The following is a 16,341-nucleotide window of genomic DNA, read 5'->3' on the forward strand; positions in this document are numbered from 1 at the left end:
CACGACCAGCGTCACCGGCTTGCCCTCGGACCACGGCTGGCCATCGGGTGTCTGGACCGAGACGCCGTCGACGCACGTGGGACATTTCGCCGCGGCGGGCGCCGCGAAGGATGCGAGGGTCAGGAGTGAAATGACGAGCGCGAGCAGGATCCGGCGCATGACTCACCTCCGGTCGCTGGGCCTATCCGCCGTACAACGGCTCCCCTCGGCCGGTTCCCGGATCAGCGGGTGTGCGTCACCCGCAGCTCGTGCGCTCCGTCGGGCCGCGTGTATTCGTAGAACACGTCGCCGCCCGCGGTGATATCGACGTAACGAACGCCACCGGACCCACGAGCGGTGCCGATCGATGGGCCATCGACGCTGACGCGCTCCCAGCTCCGAAGGTCGCGGCTGCGCGCGAGGCCGCAGCGCTCTTCGTAGTTCTCGGCAAGCGACGCGCTGCCGTCGTAGAGCCCGAGCCAACCGTCTCCATCGGGTAGCGCGGTCGTGAGGCGCGCAGTGAACGCGTCCCAGCCCGAAGCGCTCGGCCAGAGTGTCGGACCTTCCCACGTCCACAGCTTGCCGTCGACGCTCGTCGCGACGCCACTGACCGAGAGCGTCCGCCCCGTGGACAACGCATCGCCGGTGGCGTGAAGGGAGGCGGCTTGCGACTCCGGCAGCGTGCCGCAGGAAACGAACATGAGCCACCGACCTCGATCGCGCCGAAGCCAGGGATCCTTCACTGCCGCGAGGCCGAGAGTCTGCGGCTCGAGAACGACGACAAGGTCGGCCGGCTCGAAGGCGTCGACGGCGCGCGCCTCCATGAGCCCGATGCACCATCGCCGGTCCGCTCGCCGCACGAAGCTCGCGTACAGCCGCCAAACGTCACCGACACGCAGGATCGAGCAGCGCTCTATCGATTCCGCGTCGAAGCGCTCCTTGCCGGCAGACCACACGGTCTCGTAGCGGATGCCGTCGGGGCTAGCCGCGACGCGGAGCTCGTATCCGCGTCCAGGCTGCGGACGGCGCATCCGATACACGAGGTAGGTGTCACGGCCGTCGTTGTACCCGCCCGGCGCGCCGGCCCAGCAGCCCGGCCCGGCGCACGGTGGCGCCGCGATCGGCCGTCCGTTCTCGGGGTCGAAGACTGTCACGGCTGCGGCGGTGTCGCGCCGAGGTGCCTCGGCACGAAGGTGATCTCCGTCGCGACCCGCTCGATGCGCTCGTCCACGACGAGCGCGCCGAGGCCAGCGGGCATCTCCTAGCGACCGTCGCGATGGACGCTGAACACGTCGCGGACGCCCTCGAGCTTCGCGAGTACGCGTGAGAGCTGTTCGACGCTCGTGACCTGAAGCGTCGCGTTGACCGTGGCGCTCTTGTCAGGATTTGCAAGCGCCGACAGTGCGACCAGCGCGACCTGGTTCTCGCTGATGACCGCGGCGACGTCGCGCAGGAAGCCGTCACGGTCCCACCCCTCGATGCGGATCGCGACCGGGTACGTTCGCGCGGCAGACTTCTCCCAGTCCACCTCGACGTGCCGCTCCTTCTCGGAGCTCGACTTCACGTTCGCGCAGTCAGCGCGGTGCACCGTCACGCCACGGCCGCGCGTGATGTACCCGACGATCTGGTCTCCGGGCACGGGGTTGCAGCACACCGCGAACCGCACGAGCAGATCCTCGACGCCCTTCACGGTGACGCCCCCGCGGGATGTGGTCGGTGGGAGCGGCGGTGCCGACCCCGGCAGCTGCACCTGGGCGTCGTCGACGATGCCGAGCCGCATGACGACCTGCGCCGCGGTGATCTCGCCGTATCCGAGCGACGCGAACATGGTGTCGAGGTCGTGCATGTTCATCGCCTCGGTCACCCTGCGGAGGTCCTCGTCCGAGAGATCGCCGAGCGACCGCTGCGCGAGGCGCTTGAGCTCGCGATCCAGCAGTTCCTTTCCGTGTGTGACGTTCTCGTCGCGCTGCTCTCGCTTGAACCACTGACGGATCTTCTCGCGCGCGCCCGGCGTCCGGACCATGCCGATCCAGTCACGAGATGGACCGCGCGCGGCCTTGCTGGTGACGATCTCGACGATGTCGCCCGACTGGAGGTGGTGATCGAGGGGCACGATGCGCCCGTTCACTTTCGCGCCGATCGTGCGGTGCCCGACATCGGTGTGGATGCGGTACGCGAAGTCGATCGGCGTCGCGCCGGCCGTCAGGGCCTTCACCTCGCCCTTCGGCGTGAAGACGAACACCTCGTCCTGGAACACGTCGACCTTGAGTGACTCGACGAACTCCTGCGCGTCGGTCACGTCGTGCTGCCACTCGAGCAGCTGCCGGACCCACGCGAGCTTCGACTCGTAGTCGCGATCGCGGTCCGCTTTCCCGCCTTCCTTGTATCGCCAGTGCGCCGCGATGCCGTACTCCGAGAGCGCATGCATCTCCTGCGTGCGGACCTGGATCTCGAGCGGCTGGCCGCCAGGACCCATGACCGCGGTGTGCAGCGACTGATAGAGGTTCGCCTTGGGGACCGCGATGTAGTCGTCGAACTGGCCGGGGATCGGCGGCCACAGCGTGTGCACCACGCCGAGCGCCGCGTAGCACGCTGGAACGTCGGCGACGATGACGCGGACCGCGAGCAGGTCGTAGACCTCGTTGATCCCGACGTTCTTGCGGCGCATCTTCTGCGCGATCGACCAGAGGTGCTTCGCGCGGCCGGACAGCTCGGCGCGGATCCCGGCCCGCTCAAGCTCGGTCGCGAGCGTCTTCATCGCCTGATCGATCGAGCGCTCACGGACCTGGCGGCGCTCGGCGAGCTGCTCGGCGACCTCTTTGTACTGCTCGGGCTCGAGGTACTTGAAGGAGAGGTCCTCGAGCTCCCACTTGATCTGCCAGATCCCGAGCCGATGGGCGAGCGGCGCGTAGATCTCGAGCGTCTGACGCGCGATGCGCTTCTGCTTCTCCACCGGCAGCGGCCCGAGCGTGCGCATGTTGTGGAGGCGGTCGCAGAGCTTGATGATCACGACGCGGAGGTCGTCCGCCATCGCGAGGAACATCTTCCGGATGTTCTCGGCCTGATGCGCGTCGCGCGACTGCCCCTGGAGCCGGCCGAGCTTCGTGACCCCTTCGACGAGGCGACCGATCTCGTCACCGAACTCGAGACGGATGTCATCGACCGTGCGCGCGGTGTCCTCAGGGACGTCGTGGAGGACGGTCGCCGCGATCGTCGCGGCCTCCATGCCGAGCTCGGCGATGAGCATCCCGACTGCCGCGGGGTGCGTGATGTAGGGCTCACCCGACACGCGCTTCTGTCCGGCGTGCGCTTCGGCGGCGTAGGCGTACGCCCGGCGCACGAGCTCCGCGTCACCGTCGGGGTAGTGACGCAGCATCTCCTTGACGATCGCCTCGAGATCGACGTGGCCGTGGCGCTGCGGTCGGAGGCGGTCGGTGATCCCGACGATCCGCGAGGTGATCGTGTTCGCGCGCTCGGCCATCAGGCGACCGCCATTTCGAGACGCATGCGATCGGCGGTGCCGATCGGACCGAAGTCCTGGAGCTCGAGCTCGACGAAGCCACGCAGGCCCGCGCCGACGGTGACCACGGCGTCGACGGATCCCGCGTCGGTCATCGCCTCCACATGCTCGCCGCGACGGAAGGCCATCGCGTCGAACGTGAAGCGGCCGACGGTGATCTTGCAACGCAGGTGATCGGAGTCGGCGCCGACCTGCCGGATCCCGAAGACCTTGACGCCGCGGAGCAAGAGATGCGGCCTCGGATTCCCCGCCCCGCACGGCTCGAGCGACGCGAGCTCGAGCGCGAGCCGCGAGGTCAGCGCCTCCGGCTCGATCTCCGCGTCGACGCGCAGCGACGGCACCGGCCGGACGCCGCCGAGCCGGCGGCGCACGACTTCATCGAGCCGATCGGTGAACGCGGGTATCTTCTCGCGCGCGATCGAGAAACCGGCGGCCATCGCGTGGCCACCGTGCTTGATGAGCAGGTCGTCACATTCATGGAGCGCTTCGGCGATGTGCACCGCCGAGATGGACCGACAGGACCCCTTGCCCTCCTCCCCGTCCAGTGCGATGACCACCGCCGGGCGGCCGTAGTCCTCGACCAGGCGCGACGCGCCCAGCCCGACGATGCCCGCGGGCCACGCCGGGTCGGAGACGACGGTCGCCCATGCCTCGGGTCGCTCCTGGGCGCGTTCGCGCGCGCCCTTCACGACCTGGCGCGTCAGCTCCTGGCGCTCGAGGTTCTTCGATTCGAGGTGCTCCGCGAGGACCTTGGCCTCATCGGCCTCCTCCGTCAGCAGCAGCCGGAGCGCCTCCTCGGCGTCGGTGATCCGCCCGGCGGCGTTGAGCCGCGGCCCCAGGACGTAACCGATGTTGGCCGACGTCACGCTTCCGAGCTTCAGGCCGGCGCGGTCCACCAGCGCGCGCACGCCGGTGATCGGAGCGCGGTTGAGCGCCTCGAGGCCGGAGCGGACCAGCGCGCGATTCGCTCCGCGCAGCGGGACCACGTCGGCGACCGTCGCGAGCGCGACGAGCTGCATGAGCTCGTCCCGTCGGAGCGCGAAGCCAAGCTCGCCGAGCAGCTTGCGCGCGAGGACCAGCGCGACGCCCGCGCCCGCGAGCTCCTTGTCGAGCGACGGGTCGCCGACGCGGCGCGGGTTCACGACCGCATAGGCATCGGGCAGCTCGGCCGGCGGGTGGTGGTGGTCGGTGATGATCAGGTCGACGCCGAGCTCGCGCGCGAGCGCGGCTTCCCGCACGGCGGTGACGCCGCAGTCGACCGACACGATGACGCGCGCGCCGTCGGCGGCAAGTTTCCGGAGCGCTTCCTCGTTGAGCCCGTACCCCTCTTCGTACCGGTTCGGGATGTACGCCGCGACCGCTACGCCGATCTGCCGGAACGCACGCACGAGGATCGCAGAGCCGGCGATGCCGTCCACGTCGTAGTCCCCGTAGACGACGATGCGCTCGCGAGCCGCGAGCGCACGACGGAGACGCTCGACCGCGCGATCCAGGTCGAGCATCGGCGGCCCGTTCTCGACCGCTCGCGCCGCGAGGAAATCGGCCATGTCGCCGACCTCGATGCCGCGCGCCGCGAGGATGCGAGCGACCAGCGGCGGGATCCCGTCGGGGGCAGTCAGGTCCACGGTGTTCGGCAGGACCCAGCGTCGCAGCGCTGTGAGGCTCATCTAAGGAACAAGTTTCTCAGACCCTGTTCCGCCGGTACAGGAGGACCGAAGGCGCCGCGAAGCTACTGGCTTGGCTGGCGGCCGCATCAGTACGGCGGCCATAGCCGTAAGCGTCACCACAAGCAGCACGGGGAACGCGGCCTTTGCGGCACGCCGCGGGAGCACAAGCTCGAATAAGGGCGTCGGGTCGCCGAGTCTGCGCTGGAGTGGCCCGAGCGGGCAGTTGCCGCGGCCGATGACGATGCCGATCCCCTGCGCGCACAACGTTCCCACTGCGGCGATGAGCCAGCGATCGCGCCGGCGCTGTAACGCACACATCCAGACATACACGAGTCCGCTGAGCTCAGCTACCGCGATGACCGCGTGTGCTAGCCGGAACGCGCGGGCATTCCAATTGAGTTCTTCCCATCGCATTTGCGTCGATTCTGTGCTGTGCTCCCTACGATGGGCCGATGCGGGCCCTCATCGCGGTTCTCATCGCAGCCGGCGCCGTCTCCTGCGCTCCGGCCGCGCCCATCGCCGCGCCATCCACGTCAGCGTCCGCCGCAGGCTCTACGGCCGCGGCGACCCAGACCGCCGCCGGTCTGTCGCGCGCGATCGAGGCGAAGGTCGGCACGCTGCGTCGCTGGTACACGCTGCCCGACCCTCTTCAGCAAGACTCGGCCATGATCACCGCCGATTTCGCCGTCGACCCGCGACCCGGGTCGCCGCGGGTGCGCGTGGAGGGTCGCAACACGCCGATGGTCGTCACCGCCGGCGGGCCGCGCGGCTTCGGCGCCGTCGGCGCCGTCCCGCTGGACGGGTTCTCGCCAGGCGAGCACCGCGCCGAGGTCTTCGTGCGGCTCGCGGATGGCACCGATGCGATGGTGGGAGCAACGACCTTCCTCGTGTCGCACCCCGAGTACGTCGTCTGGACGCTCGACTTCGAGGGCGATGCCGCGGGTGACGCCGAGATGGCGAACACCGCGGCGATCGCGGATGCCATCGGCGTGCCGATGACGCTCATGTGGAATCCGCGGGTGTGGACCACAACACAGGTCAGCGCCTCGCGCGCCGACGCGATGCTCGCCTGGACAAAGCTCCGGGCGTCGAAGGGCGACGAGATCGCGCTCCACTTGCATATGTGGACCGACTTCGTTCGAGCCGCCGGCCTCGTGCCGCGCACCGCGCCGAACTGGGCAGGCCGCAGCGATGGCTACGACGTGCCGATTACCGCATTCGACGAAGCCGAGACGCGAACGCTCGTCGAGTACTCGCTCCGACTCTTCGCGGACCACGGCCTGCCGAAGCCGACGTCATTCCGCGGCGGCGGTCTGTTCGCGAACGCGGCGAACCTTCGCGCGGTCGCAGCGCTCGGGTTCACTGCGGACTGCAGCGCCACACCGGCTGGGCCGTTCGGTCAACTGCAGCTCCCGTGGACGCTGGCGTCCGACGCGCAGCCCTATTACCCAGCCCGCGATGACGCCAACAGTGCCGGAGATCTGAGTCTGCTCGAGGCGCCGACGATCGCGGGCAACACGTACGGTCACAGCGTGTCGTCGATCGCGGCGGTCGCGGCGGCCGACCTGCGAAAGATCGCCGCGCCGGGCCAGCCGGCGGCGCAGCGACGGGCACTCACTATCGTGAGCCATCCCGGAACGATCGACGCGACGGAGCGCGCCGCGATCGAGACGCTGTTCCGCGCCCTCGACCCCTACCGCTACGACCGCGACGCCGGACCGCTCCGCTTCGTCACCCTCGCGCAGCTCGCGAAGGCGTACGCCCGCTAGCCCCCCGGTATCGGCGTCGGCGCCGGCTGGCCGGGCAGATCCGACGCAGCCACAGGAACGACAGCGACCTCGGGCGGCTGCTCTTCCTTCTTCATGAGGTCGGACATCTTCGGCAGGTTCACCGGACGCCGGACGAACTCTTTCGCCATCTCGGGGTTCGACAGGTCGGCAGCCGCGAAGATCTCGTCCAGCTCGGGACCGATGAGCTCGCCACGCTGGAGCAGCTGGCCGGCGATCGCGTGTACGGCGTACTCCTTCTCGCGAATGAGCCGCTTGGTCTCCTCGAAGAGACCCTCGAGCAGCTTGTCGGCGAGCGAGAGCACCTGGGGCGGCGCGCCCGCGGCGCTCGGCGGGAATGCGAGGAGCGTCGATCCCATGCCCCACGTGCCCACGTATGCGATCGCGCGGTTGGTCGCATTCCGCAGGTCCGACGAGGCGTTCGCCGTCTTCGTGTGCAGGATGATCTCTTCGACGGCCCGGGATCCGAGCGACACCATGATGTCGTTCTCGACCTCTTCGGCGTGGAGCTGGTGGCGCTCGAGCTTCGGCGTGGGCATGACGACGCCGTACGCGTCACCCATGCGGATGATCGAGGCCTTCTGGATGCGGTCGTCCTTGTTGAGGTAGTGCGAGGCGATCGCGTGGCCGGCTTCGTGGTAGGCGATGGTGCGCCGGTCGTGCGCCGACATGCTGAGGATCGGCTGCTTGATGCCGAGCAGTCGCGCGTCGCGGGCGGTGAGCCAGTCCTTGTAGGTGAGGAATTCGCGTCCCGCGTCGTGCGCGACGATGAGCGCCTCGTTGATGACGGTCTTCAGCTCGATCGGTGTCCAGCCGATGGAGTCCGCGACCATGAGCTCGACCGGGATCTCGGGGTCGTGCGCCTTGAGGCGCAGGTAGTGCTGGAGGATGTCCTTGCGGCCTTCGCCGTCGGGCTCGTAGACCATGAGCTTGCGGTCGAGACGGCCGGCACGCACCAGCGCCGGGTCGAGCACGTCGGGCCGGTTGGTCGCGCCGATGACGAACACCACGGGCTTCGGCGGCACGGGGCCGCGGACGATGCCGAGCCACCGCGCGATCTTGTACTTCATGCGGTCTTCGACGTGCTTCCCGAGCGAGTCCATCTGGTTGAGCATCGTGTTCAGGGCCAGGCCGCGGCCGCCCATCATGCCCATCGGGCCCATCATTCCTTGCTGCTGGCCGCCGGACATGCCGCCGCGGGACAGCCCGACCGAGTCGAGCTCGTCAAGGAAGAGGATGCAGCAGCCGGGCTGCCCGGGCGTCGCGTACTTGCGCGCGAGGCCACGTGCCTTGCGGAACAGTGAGATCACGATGAGGGCGTCCACGCCCATCCACATGCTCGAGAGGCTCGAAGCGTCGACGTAGATGAACGGCAGGTTCGCCTCGGCCGCCATGACGCCCGCGAGGAACGTCTTGCCGGTGCCGGGCGGGCCCGCGAGCAGCATGCCCTGGGGCATCTCGCCGCCGCGGTCCTGGAACGTCTTCACGCCCTTCAGGATCCGGACCAGGCTCTTCGCGTGGTCGAGCAGGTCTGGCTGACCGCGGTAGTTCTCGAATGAGAGCCCGATCTGCGGCTTGTCAGGCGTGACCGTGTAGGTGCGCGGGCGCGACATGAACCACATCAGCGCCCCGAACTGCACGATCATCATGAACGAGTAGAAGAGCAGCAGGACGAGCAGCTGCGGCGCCTGCCCGATCATGTCGAGGATCCCCTGGAAGATGCCGCGGATGCCGTACAGGCCGATCGCGCCACCCACCACGATGAACAGGATCAGCAGGCGTTTCTTGTTGTGATCAAGCACGTACGCGGTGTTGCCGAGTGCCGTCTGCATGCTCGCCACCTAGTTCACCCCAACGATCTGGTCGCCGGTCACGCGAAGGACGAATCCGACGAGGACGTCCGTACCATCGCTGGTCCGACCGCCCGCGACGTATGCGGCGAGAGTGCGACCGTTCTTCTCCACCGCGCCCACGAACTTCATACTTCGGATGTCCGTCAAAGGTTGAATCGCGGTCTGAAGCTGCTGCAAGACTTGCATGTCGAGCTCGTTGGCCAGCGCCTTCGCGTCGTCGCTCGCCAGAGCACGAGCGACGTCGGCCGTGACCGCCGGTTCGGACGACCTCGGCAGACTGGTGTACGGATTCGCGTCGGCGCCTTTGTCGGTGAGGGCGTACAGCGAAACTCCCGCCACCAGACCGCCGAGGAACGTAGCGAGGATCAGAGCCGCGCGGGCGCTGTTCATCGCTCCGCTCCCGGGAGCGGCGGTGTGCATCGGACCGCCCACAGGCGCGACGGCGCTACTCAACGCGCACCACCTTGCCGCCGACGATCGTGAGCGCCAGCGGGAAGAACTGGTACTGCCCGCTGCCGGCCTGCAGCTCGACCGCGTAGATGTGGACGCTGAGCCGTCCGGACGAGATGCCGCCGAGGTACGTCACCGAGAGCGGTTTCACATCCTGCGCCTGCTGTGACGCGTTCTGCTGATCGAGCGCACGAGAGACGACGTCGCTCGCCGGTCGCAGCTGTGAGAGGCTGTCGGCCTCACGCTTGAGCAAGGCCATCATGTACTTGTGGGCGTCGTTCGATTCGCCGCCCCCGCCGAGGATCCCTGAGTCGGCAACGAGCGTCGTGGCGAAGGCCGTACCTGCGTATCCCATGAGACCGCCGACGAGCAGCATCGCCATCGCCGTGCGTACCAGCGGCGGGATGAGGTTCAGCCCGAACATCTAGGAAAGTGTACGTGCCACGGCGACGTGGACGGCACGCCACTGGGGTTGAGTCTGGTTAAGCGGGTGCCGGGGAAGCCCGATGCCGAAGGCGGTCCTCCACCTCCTGCCACAGCGAGATGATCTGGCTGGCGTTGAAGATCGACGAATACGTCCCGGATACGATGCCTACCAGCAGCGCCAGCGCGAAGTTTCGCATCGAGAAGCCCCCGAACAGGTATAGCGCCAGCAACGTCAGGACGACCGTCAGCGACGTGATCACGGACCGTGCAAGGGTCTGCATGATCGAGAAGTTGATGACCGGATTCAGGGCCTCGCCCGGGTTCAGCCGCAGGTTCTCGCGGATCCGGTCGAACACCACGATGGTGTCGTGTACCGAGAAGCCGATGATCGTCAGGACCGCCGTTACGAAGAGGCTGTCGATCTCGATATTGAAGAGATAGCCCAGGATCCCGAAGAGACCGAGGACCACCGCGGCGTCATGGAGAAGCGAGATGATGGCCGCGATGCCGTAGCGGAACGCCGCCCAGCCGAAGTTCCGGAAGGCGAACGCGATGAGCAGGACGATCAGCACCGACGCGAGCGCGATCGAGCGCACGGCGTTGTCGATGAGCTCCCCGCTGAACGACGGGCTGACGGTCGATGGATTCACGTCCTTCACGTTCGTGCCGAACTTGGCGCGGAGCGCGGCCTCTGTCGCCACCAGCTCGTCCGGCTTCATCTCGAAGGTCCTGATCTCGATCCGGCCGCCCTCGGCGACCTGCACGATCGCTTCGCGCCGCCCGAGGCCGGTCAACACGTCGGAGACATCCGCTACCGCCGGCGGCGTGTCGAACCGCACGTCGAGGAGCGTTCCGCCCTTGAACTCGATCCCCGGCTTCAGCCCGCCGAGCAACAGGAAGATGAGTCCGGGAACGATGAGGAGGCCGGACAGACCGAAGTACCACCACTTGCGCTCGACGAACCTCACCATCAGACGGCCACCACCGGCGAGGCCGCGGCGCGCGCATCGGGGGCCTTCTCCTCGACGCCATAGAGGCGTCGACGGCGCAATGAGTTCACCTCGATCACGGCGTGCAGCAGCATCTGCGTGACGATGACGGCGGTGAAGAACGACACGCCGACACCGATCGCGAGCGTGAGCGCGAAGCCCTTCACCGTCCCCGTCCCGAACCAGAACAGGATGCCGGCGGTCATGATCGTCGCCAGGTTCGAGTACAGGATGGACGGGAACGCGCGGCGGCGTCCTTCCTCGACCGCGGCGCGGAGCGACTTGCCGGAGCGAAGCTCTTCTTTGAGCCGCTCGAAGGTGAGGACGTTCGCGTCGACCGCCATGCCGATGGACAGGATGAATCCGGCGATGCCGGCGAGGGTGAGCGTCACCGGGACGAGACGGAAGAGCGCGTAGGTCAGCGCCGTGTAGTAGAGGAGCGCGAGCACCGCGATCGCTCCGGGCAGACGGTAGTACGCGATCATGAAGAACGCGACGAGCAGGAGGCCGATGGCTCCCGCCACGAGGCTGCGGTTCACCGAGTCGCGGCCGAGCGTCGGCTCGACGCGTGACGACTGGATGACCTCGAGCGGCACCGGTAGGGAACCTGACTTGAGCTGGATCGAGAGCTCGTTCGCGGACTTGGTGGTGAAGTTCCCCTCGATGATCCCGGTGCCCGTCGTGAACACGGTCTGGATCACGGGCGCGGAGACTTCCTTGCCGTCGAGAGTGATCTGGACCGGCTGGTTCAGGTAGTCCTTCGAGATCTGGACCCAGCGGTCGCTTGCGGCGCCCTTGAACTCGAAGTGCACCACCGGCTTCGTGCCGTTCTGGAACGTCACGTACACGCCGTTCGGGTTCAGGTCCGCGCCGGTGAGCGGCGGCTCGAGCGACTTGTACTTCCCCGGGTTGTCCTTGTCGGGGACCTTGACCTCGAGGAACGCCTGGCGCGTGGCCACGTCGTTCGCCTGCTGAAGGTCGTCGATCCCAGGGAGCTCGAGGAGGATCTTGTCCGTGCCGAGACCCTGGATGACCGGCTCCGAGACACCGAGGTTGTTGATGCGGTTCTCGATGACGCGGATCGTTTGCGTCTGAAGCTCGCTCTGCGACGCGTTGGATCCGGCCGGGAGCTTCTCGTATTGCAGACGGAGGACGAGCTGCGTCCCGCCCTGCAGGTCGAGGCCGAGGTGCGTCTTGATCTCTTGATTGACCTGGAAGTCGCCGATCTTCAGGCAGATGCCCGGACAATTGAAGGGGAAGGAGAACTGGTGCTTCGGGATATCCACGAAGATCGCGAGCACCGCCACGAGCGCGACCAACCAGGAACTCAGGCGCATCTCTTTTGAGCTATTCCTCCGGGCGTGAAAAGAGCGCCACTCGGGCGCTCAACGTCACCAGTATAGGTGACGGAGCGTGCATGCGACGCCTACGTCGCGGGCTTTTCGCGTGAGGCCGCGAGCCGCTCGCGCGCCTCGCGCATCTCGCGATCGAACGCGGACTCGTTCGGGTCGCTCGGCGCACTTGCCGGGATCGCCGCCGGAGCGGGCTCGGCGACGGGCTTCGGCGCGCTCTGCGCAGGCTTCTCCAGGTACTTGTCCGCCTGGAGGAACTCCTCGCGGAATTCATCGGAGGTGCGGCGGAGGTCGCCGACAACGCGGCCAACGTCGCGCGCGACGCGTGGCAGCCTTTCTGGTCCAAGGACCAGCAGCGCGACGATGAGAACAAGGATCAGCTCCTCCGGGCCTATCCCGAACATCAGCGGTGCTCCACAGCTGCGCCGCGCGCGGCATTCGCCGCGTCGCGAAGCGTGCGTGCCGCGGACGCGGCGGCGGTCTCGAAGTCCGCTCCCGAGGAGGCGTATGTAACCGAACGCGATGCGGACGGGAGCACCCCACCGCCGCGCGCGTCGAGCGCCGCGCGGATGGCGGTCGCGACGTCACCGCCCTGGCTGCCGACCCCGGGCATGAGGAAGAGGCGATCGGGCGCGAGCTCCCGGATGCGACGCGCCTCTCCCGGATAGGTCGCGCCGACGACGAAGCCGCAGGACCCGGCAACGAACGATGCGACGCTGCGCTCGACGACACGTTCGTACAACGGTCGCCCTTCGACCATGAGGTCCTGGACATCTCCCGCGCCGGGATTGCTCGTTCGAGCGAGCACCAACGCGTAGCGCCCGGCCCGGCAGAACGGCTCGATGCTGTCCATGCCGACATATGGCGCGACGGTCACCGCGTCGGCGTGGAACGAGTCGAACAGCGCGTCAGCGTATGCGGCGGATGTGTTCGGGACGTCGCCACGCTTCGCGTCGAGCACGACGGGGATATCGTCGGGGATCGCCTGGAGTGTCAGGCCGAGCACGTCGAAGGCCGCGCTCCCGTAACGCTCGTAGAACGCGAGGTTCGGCTTGTACGCGCACGCGTAATCCGAAGTGGCGCGGATCACCCTCCGAAGAAAGCGCAGCGCGGCCTGAGGGCCGGAGCCGAGCATCTCGGGGATGAGATCGGGCTCGGGATCGAGCCCGACACACACGATGCTGTCCCGCGCTCGCGACGACTCCGCGAGCTTGGTGAGAAAGGTCACGTCCGACCTACTATAAGGACGCTTCCAGTATTTGAAGGAGGGGACTCATGCGACGCACGCTCCGCGGTCCGCTCGGGTGGGCGCTGGCCGCGGGCCTCGTGGTCGCCGCCTGCGGCGGCACCGGCACCACGACGCCACCCGCAGCCACCGATGTGGCCAAGGCAAGCACCGGACCCCGCATCGGCTCGTTCGACCGTCCGGTCGTTCTGGCGTTCACGCCGTCCCAGGAGGCGGCCACCATCGCGACCAACGGGGCGGCGATCAAGGCTGCTCTCGAGCGCGCCACCGGCCTAGCGTGGAAGGTCACCGTCATGAGCAGCTACGCCGCGCAGGTCGAGGGCATGTGCGCCGGCCAGATCGACGTCGGCTTCTTCGCACCGCTGCAGATGACGCTCCTCCTCGATCGCGCCTGCGGCACGCCGGTCCTCGGCGCGCTGCGCAACGAGGTCAAGCTCGACGGCACGACGGTGCTCAGCCCGACGTACCAGTCGCAGATCCTGGTCCGCTCTGACAGCGGCATCACCGACATCAATGGCCTCAAGGGCAAGAAGTTCGCGTTCGTCGACACGCTGTCGGCGTCCGGCTACGTCTATCCGACGCTGACGATCAAGAACAAGACGGGCCAGGACCCGAAGACCTGGTTCGGCGCGAACAACATCATCTTCGCCGGCGGACACCCGCAGGCGGCGCTCGCGGTCTATCAGGGAACGGTCGACGGCGCGGCGACATTCATCGATGCACGCGACTCGCTGGTTGCCGCGAACCCGGACATCAAATCGAAGACCAAGGTCATCGACACCGCGGGTCCGATCCCGAACGACGGTGTCGCCCTTCAGAAGGACTTCCCCGCCGATCTCGGGAAGACCGTGAAGCAGGCGCTCATCGACTACAGCAAGACCGATGACGGAAAGGCGAAGTTCCTCGCTCTCTTCGCGTGGAACGGTATGCAGGAGATCGACGCGAAGTTCTACGACCCGATGCGCGAAGCCGCGAAGCTCGCTGGCGTTGACGTGGCCACGCTCGCGAAGAACACGCCGCGACCGGCCGCAACGGTCGCGCCCTCACCGAGCAAGGCGCCCTAATACCGACGAAGGACAACGCGTTCCGCGAAGGCCGCCGGGATGACCGGCGGCCTTCGTTCTTCACTAGACTGCCGCGGATGCCGGCCATCCTCGCGATCACCGATCTTGTGAAGACATATCCGACCGGCACGCGCGCCCTCGACGGCATTTCGCTCGACGTCCAACGCGGCGAGTTCGTCGTGCTCATCGGCCTGTCGGGGTCCGGCAAGTCGACGCTGCTCCGCTGCATCAATCGTCTCGTCGAACCGACGAGCGGCCGGATCGTGTTCGACGGCGCCGACGTCACCGCCGCCGGCGGGGCCGAGCTGCGGCGCATCCGCCGTCGCATCGGGATGATCTTCCAGCAGTTCAACCTCGTGCGGCGCAGCTCCGTGTTCGGCAACGTGCTTGCGGGCCGGCTCGGCTACCGCACGACCTGGCGCACGATCGCCTCGCGACCGACGCGCGAGGACACCGCGCTCGCATTCGAGAACCTCTCCCGGGTCGGGATCGTGGAGAAGGCGTTCGGGCGGGCCGACGCGCTCTCGGGTGGGCAGCAGCAGCGCGTCGGCATCGCGCGCGCCTTGATGCAGAAGCCCGAGCTCATGCTCGCCGACGAGCCCGTCGCGAGCCTCGACCCGGCGACCAGCCACTCGGTGATGAAGTACCTCGAGGAGATCAACAAGAAGGACGGCATCACCGTCATCTGCTCGTTGCACTTCCTGTCCCTCGCGCGACGCTACGGGACACGCGTGATCGCGCTGAAGGGCGGCAGGGTCGCGTACGACGGCAAGCCCGCGGCGATCGACGAGGCGAAGTTCCGCGAGATCTACGGCGAAGACGCGGTCGAGGTCGAGATCGGCCTCGGGGGTCCGCAGGGGCTCACCGCCGCGGAGGCCGCGACGCGCGCGCTCGCCGAGGACGCGACGACCGCCTCCGCCCTGCTCGGACTCCCCGACCGCTGATGGCCGAGTACTTCGTGGCTCGCGGGCTTCCGGTGCCCGTCGAGCTCCAGCGCAATCCGCTGACCGACTGGCGGCGTTTGTTTCCTATCGCGATCGCGATCGCCGTCGTCTATGTCGGGCTGCGGATCACGGACATCAACGTCTCCCACAGCAACCCCGACTACATGTTCCGTGTGATCGGCCAGCTCTTCCAATGGGACTTTTCGATCCTCACGCCGCAGAACGAGTTCGAGACGTTCTGGGACACGGCCACCGGCCTGATGGTCGCGACGATCTTCCTCGGCGTCGTCGCGACGGCCTTCGCGGTGGTCGTCGCGCTGCCGCTGTCTTTCCTTGGCGCGCGCAACATCATGAGCGGGCACCCGGTCACTGCCGCGATCTACGTCGCGGTGCGCCTTGTCTTCACGATCGTGCGCTCCATCGATGTGCTGATCGTCGTCATCATCACGGCGGTGCTCCTGGGCATCGGCAGTGCCGCTGGCGTCATCGGCCTGGCGTTCCACAACGTCGGTGTCCTGGGCAAGCTCTATTCAGAAGCGATCGAGGGTATCGACGCGGGCCCGCTCGAGGCGATCACCGCGACAGGCGCGAACCGCTTCCAGGTCATCTGGACCGCGGTGATCCCGCAGATCGTGAATCCGTTCATCTCGTTCACGATCTACCGCCTCGACACCAACGTCCGTCTCGCGCCGATCCTCGGCTACGTCGGCGGTGGAGGGATCGGGATCCTGCTCTTCCAATCGATCAACCTCCTCCACTACGGCGCGGCGGGCCTGATCATCTTCATGATCGTGGTGACGGTCGCGGCGATGGATTTCTTCTCGAGCCAGATCCGCAAGCGGCTGGTCTAGTCAGCGCCCCCAGGCCGGGCGGCTGTCCCCGTCGATCCCCTCGCCGCGCGTGAGCTTCACCGCGGCGCGGACCGGCCCGCCGACGAGCGCCTCGGACACGTCCATCGCGTAGAGGTCGATGACCCCGCCGCTCTCGCGGAGGAAGGCGATCTGCTTGCCGTCGGGCGAGAACACGCTGTTCCAGCTCTTCCCGTCGCTCGTCAGGGCCACATC

Annotated in this window: 15 protein-coding genes; 4 read left to right on the top strand and 11 right to left on the bottom strand. The window is 67.7% G+C overall.

Annotated elements, in window-relative coordinates; translation table 11 throughout:
- Positions 1–221 precede the first annotated feature (221 nt).
- The 3 genes from VI056_04135 to recJ form a co-directional block, all read right to left on the bottom strand.
- Complete coding sequence (locus tag VI056_04135; protein ID HEY6202210.1) at positions 222–1,133, bottom strand: hypothetical protein; 912 nt, start codon at positions 1,131–1,133, stop codon at positions 222–224.
- Positions 1,134–1,240: 107 nt separating this feature from the next.
- On the bottom strand, positions 1,241–3,460 hold the full coding sequence (locus VI056_04140) for a bifunctional (p)ppGpp synthetase/guanosine-3',5'-bis(diphosphate) 3'-pyrophosphohydrolase (GenBank protein ID HEY6202211.1): 2,220 nt from the start codon (positions 3,458–3,460) through the stop codon (positions 1,241–1,243).
- Positions 3,460–5,166, bottom strand: a complete 1,707-nt coding sequence (recJ, locus tag VI056_04145; protein HEY6202212.1) for a single-stranded-DNA-specific exonuclease RecJ — start codon at positions 5,164–5,166, stop codon at positions 3,460–3,462. The genes VI056_04140 and recJ overlap by 1 nt, the downstream gene beginning before the upstream one ends.
- 452 nt (positions 5,167–5,618) lie before the next feature.
- On the opposite strand from recJ, the gene VI056_04150 reads away from it, so the two are divergent.
- Positions 5,619–6,935 carry a hypothetical protein gene (locus VI056_04150; protein HEY6202213.1) on the top strand — a complete coding sequence of 439 codons (1,317 nt, stop codon included), beginning with the start codon at positions 5,619–5,621 and terminating at the stop codon, positions 6,933–6,935.
- Here the strand turns inward: VI056_04150 and VI056_04155 are convergent.
- From VI056_04155 to pyrF, 7 genes are all read right to left on the bottom strand, one after another.
- Positions 6,932–8,785 (bottom strand): AAA family ATPase, encoded by a 1,854-nt coding sequence (locus VI056_04155; protein ID HEY6202214.1) that lies wholly within the window; start codon positions 8,783–8,785, stop codon positions 6,932–6,934. The two genes, VI056_04150 and VI056_04155, sit on opposite strands and share 4 nt — an antisense overlap.
- Positions 8,786–8,794: 9 nt before the next feature.
- Positions 8,795–9,259, bottom strand: coding sequence for a hypothetical protein (locus tag VI056_04160; protein HEY6202215.1), 465 nt, complete (start codon positions 9,257–9,259; stop codon positions 8,795–8,797).
- Entirely contained in the window at positions 9,252–9,680 is a 429-nt protein-coding gene (locus tag VI056_04165) for a hypothetical protein (protein HEY6202216.1), read from the bottom strand. The genes VI056_04160 and VI056_04165 overlap by 8 nt, the downstream gene beginning before the upstream one ends.
- Positions 9,681–9,738: 58 nt before the next feature.
- The gene (secF, locus tag VI056_04170) at positions 9,739–10,653 is read right to left on the bottom strand and encodes a protein translocase subunit SecF (GenBank protein HEY6202217.1); all 915 of its coding nucleotides are present in this window, start codon (positions 10,651–10,653) and stop codon (positions 9,739–9,741) included.
- On the bottom strand, positions 10,653–12,008 hold the full coding sequence (gene secD, locus VI056_04175) for a protein translocase subunit SecD (GenBank protein HEY6202218.1): 1,356 nt from the start codon (positions 12,006–12,008) through the stop codon (positions 10,653–10,655). Before secD ends, secF begins: the two co-directional genes overlap by 1 nt.
- An 89-nt stretch (positions 12,009–12,097) precedes the next feature.
- Positions 12,098–12,427 (bottom strand): Sec-independent protein translocase protein TatB, encoded by a 330-nt coding sequence (gene tatB / locus VI056_04180; protein HEY6202219.1) that lies wholly within the window; start codon positions 12,425–12,427, stop codon positions 12,098–12,100.
- Positions 12,427–13,251 carry an orotidine-5'-phosphate decarboxylase gene (gene pyrF, locus VI056_04185; GenBank protein HEY6202220.1) on the bottom strand — a complete coding sequence of 275 codons (825 nt, stop codon included), beginning with the start codon at positions 13,249–13,251 and terminating at the stop codon, positions 12,427–12,429. The genes tatB and pyrF overlap by 1 nt, the downstream gene beginning before the upstream one ends.
- Before the next feature lie 47 nt (positions 13,252–13,298).
- On the opposite strand from pyrF, the gene VI056_04190 reads away from it, so the two are divergent.
- The 3 genes from VI056_04190 (at position 13,299) to phnE (ending at position 16,128) form a co-directional block, all read left to right on the top strand.
- Entirely contained in the window at positions 13,299–14,333 is a 1,035-nt protein-coding gene (locus tag VI056_04190; GenBank protein HEY6202221.1) for a phosphate/phosphite/phosphonate ABC transporter substrate-binding protein, read from the top strand.
- 77 nt (positions 14,334–14,410) lie between these two features.
- A complete protein-coding gene (gene phnC / locus VI056_04195) occupies positions 14,411–15,277 on the top strand; it encodes a phosphonate ABC transporter ATP-binding protein (GenBank protein ID HEY6202222.1) in 867 nt (288 codons plus the stop codon).
- The gene (gene phnE / locus VI056_04200) at positions 15,277–16,128 is read left to right on the top strand and encodes a phosphonate ABC transporter, permease protein PhnE (GenBank protein ID HEY6202223.1); all 852 of its coding nucleotides are present in this window, start codon (positions 15,277–15,279) and stop codon (positions 16,126–16,128) included. Before phnC ends, phnE begins: the two co-directional genes overlap by 1 nt.
- Here the strand turns inward: phnE and VI056_04205 are convergent.
- A partial coding sequence (locus VI056_04205; protein ID HEY6202224.1) for a hypothetical protein occupies positions 16,129–16,341 on the bottom strand: 213 nt, incomplete at its 5' end.

This window comes from Candidatus Limnocylindria bacterium (genome assembly GCA_036523395.1).
Taxonomy (GTDB): domain Bacteria; phylum Chloroflexota; class Limnocylindria; order P2-11E; family P2-11E; genus CF-39.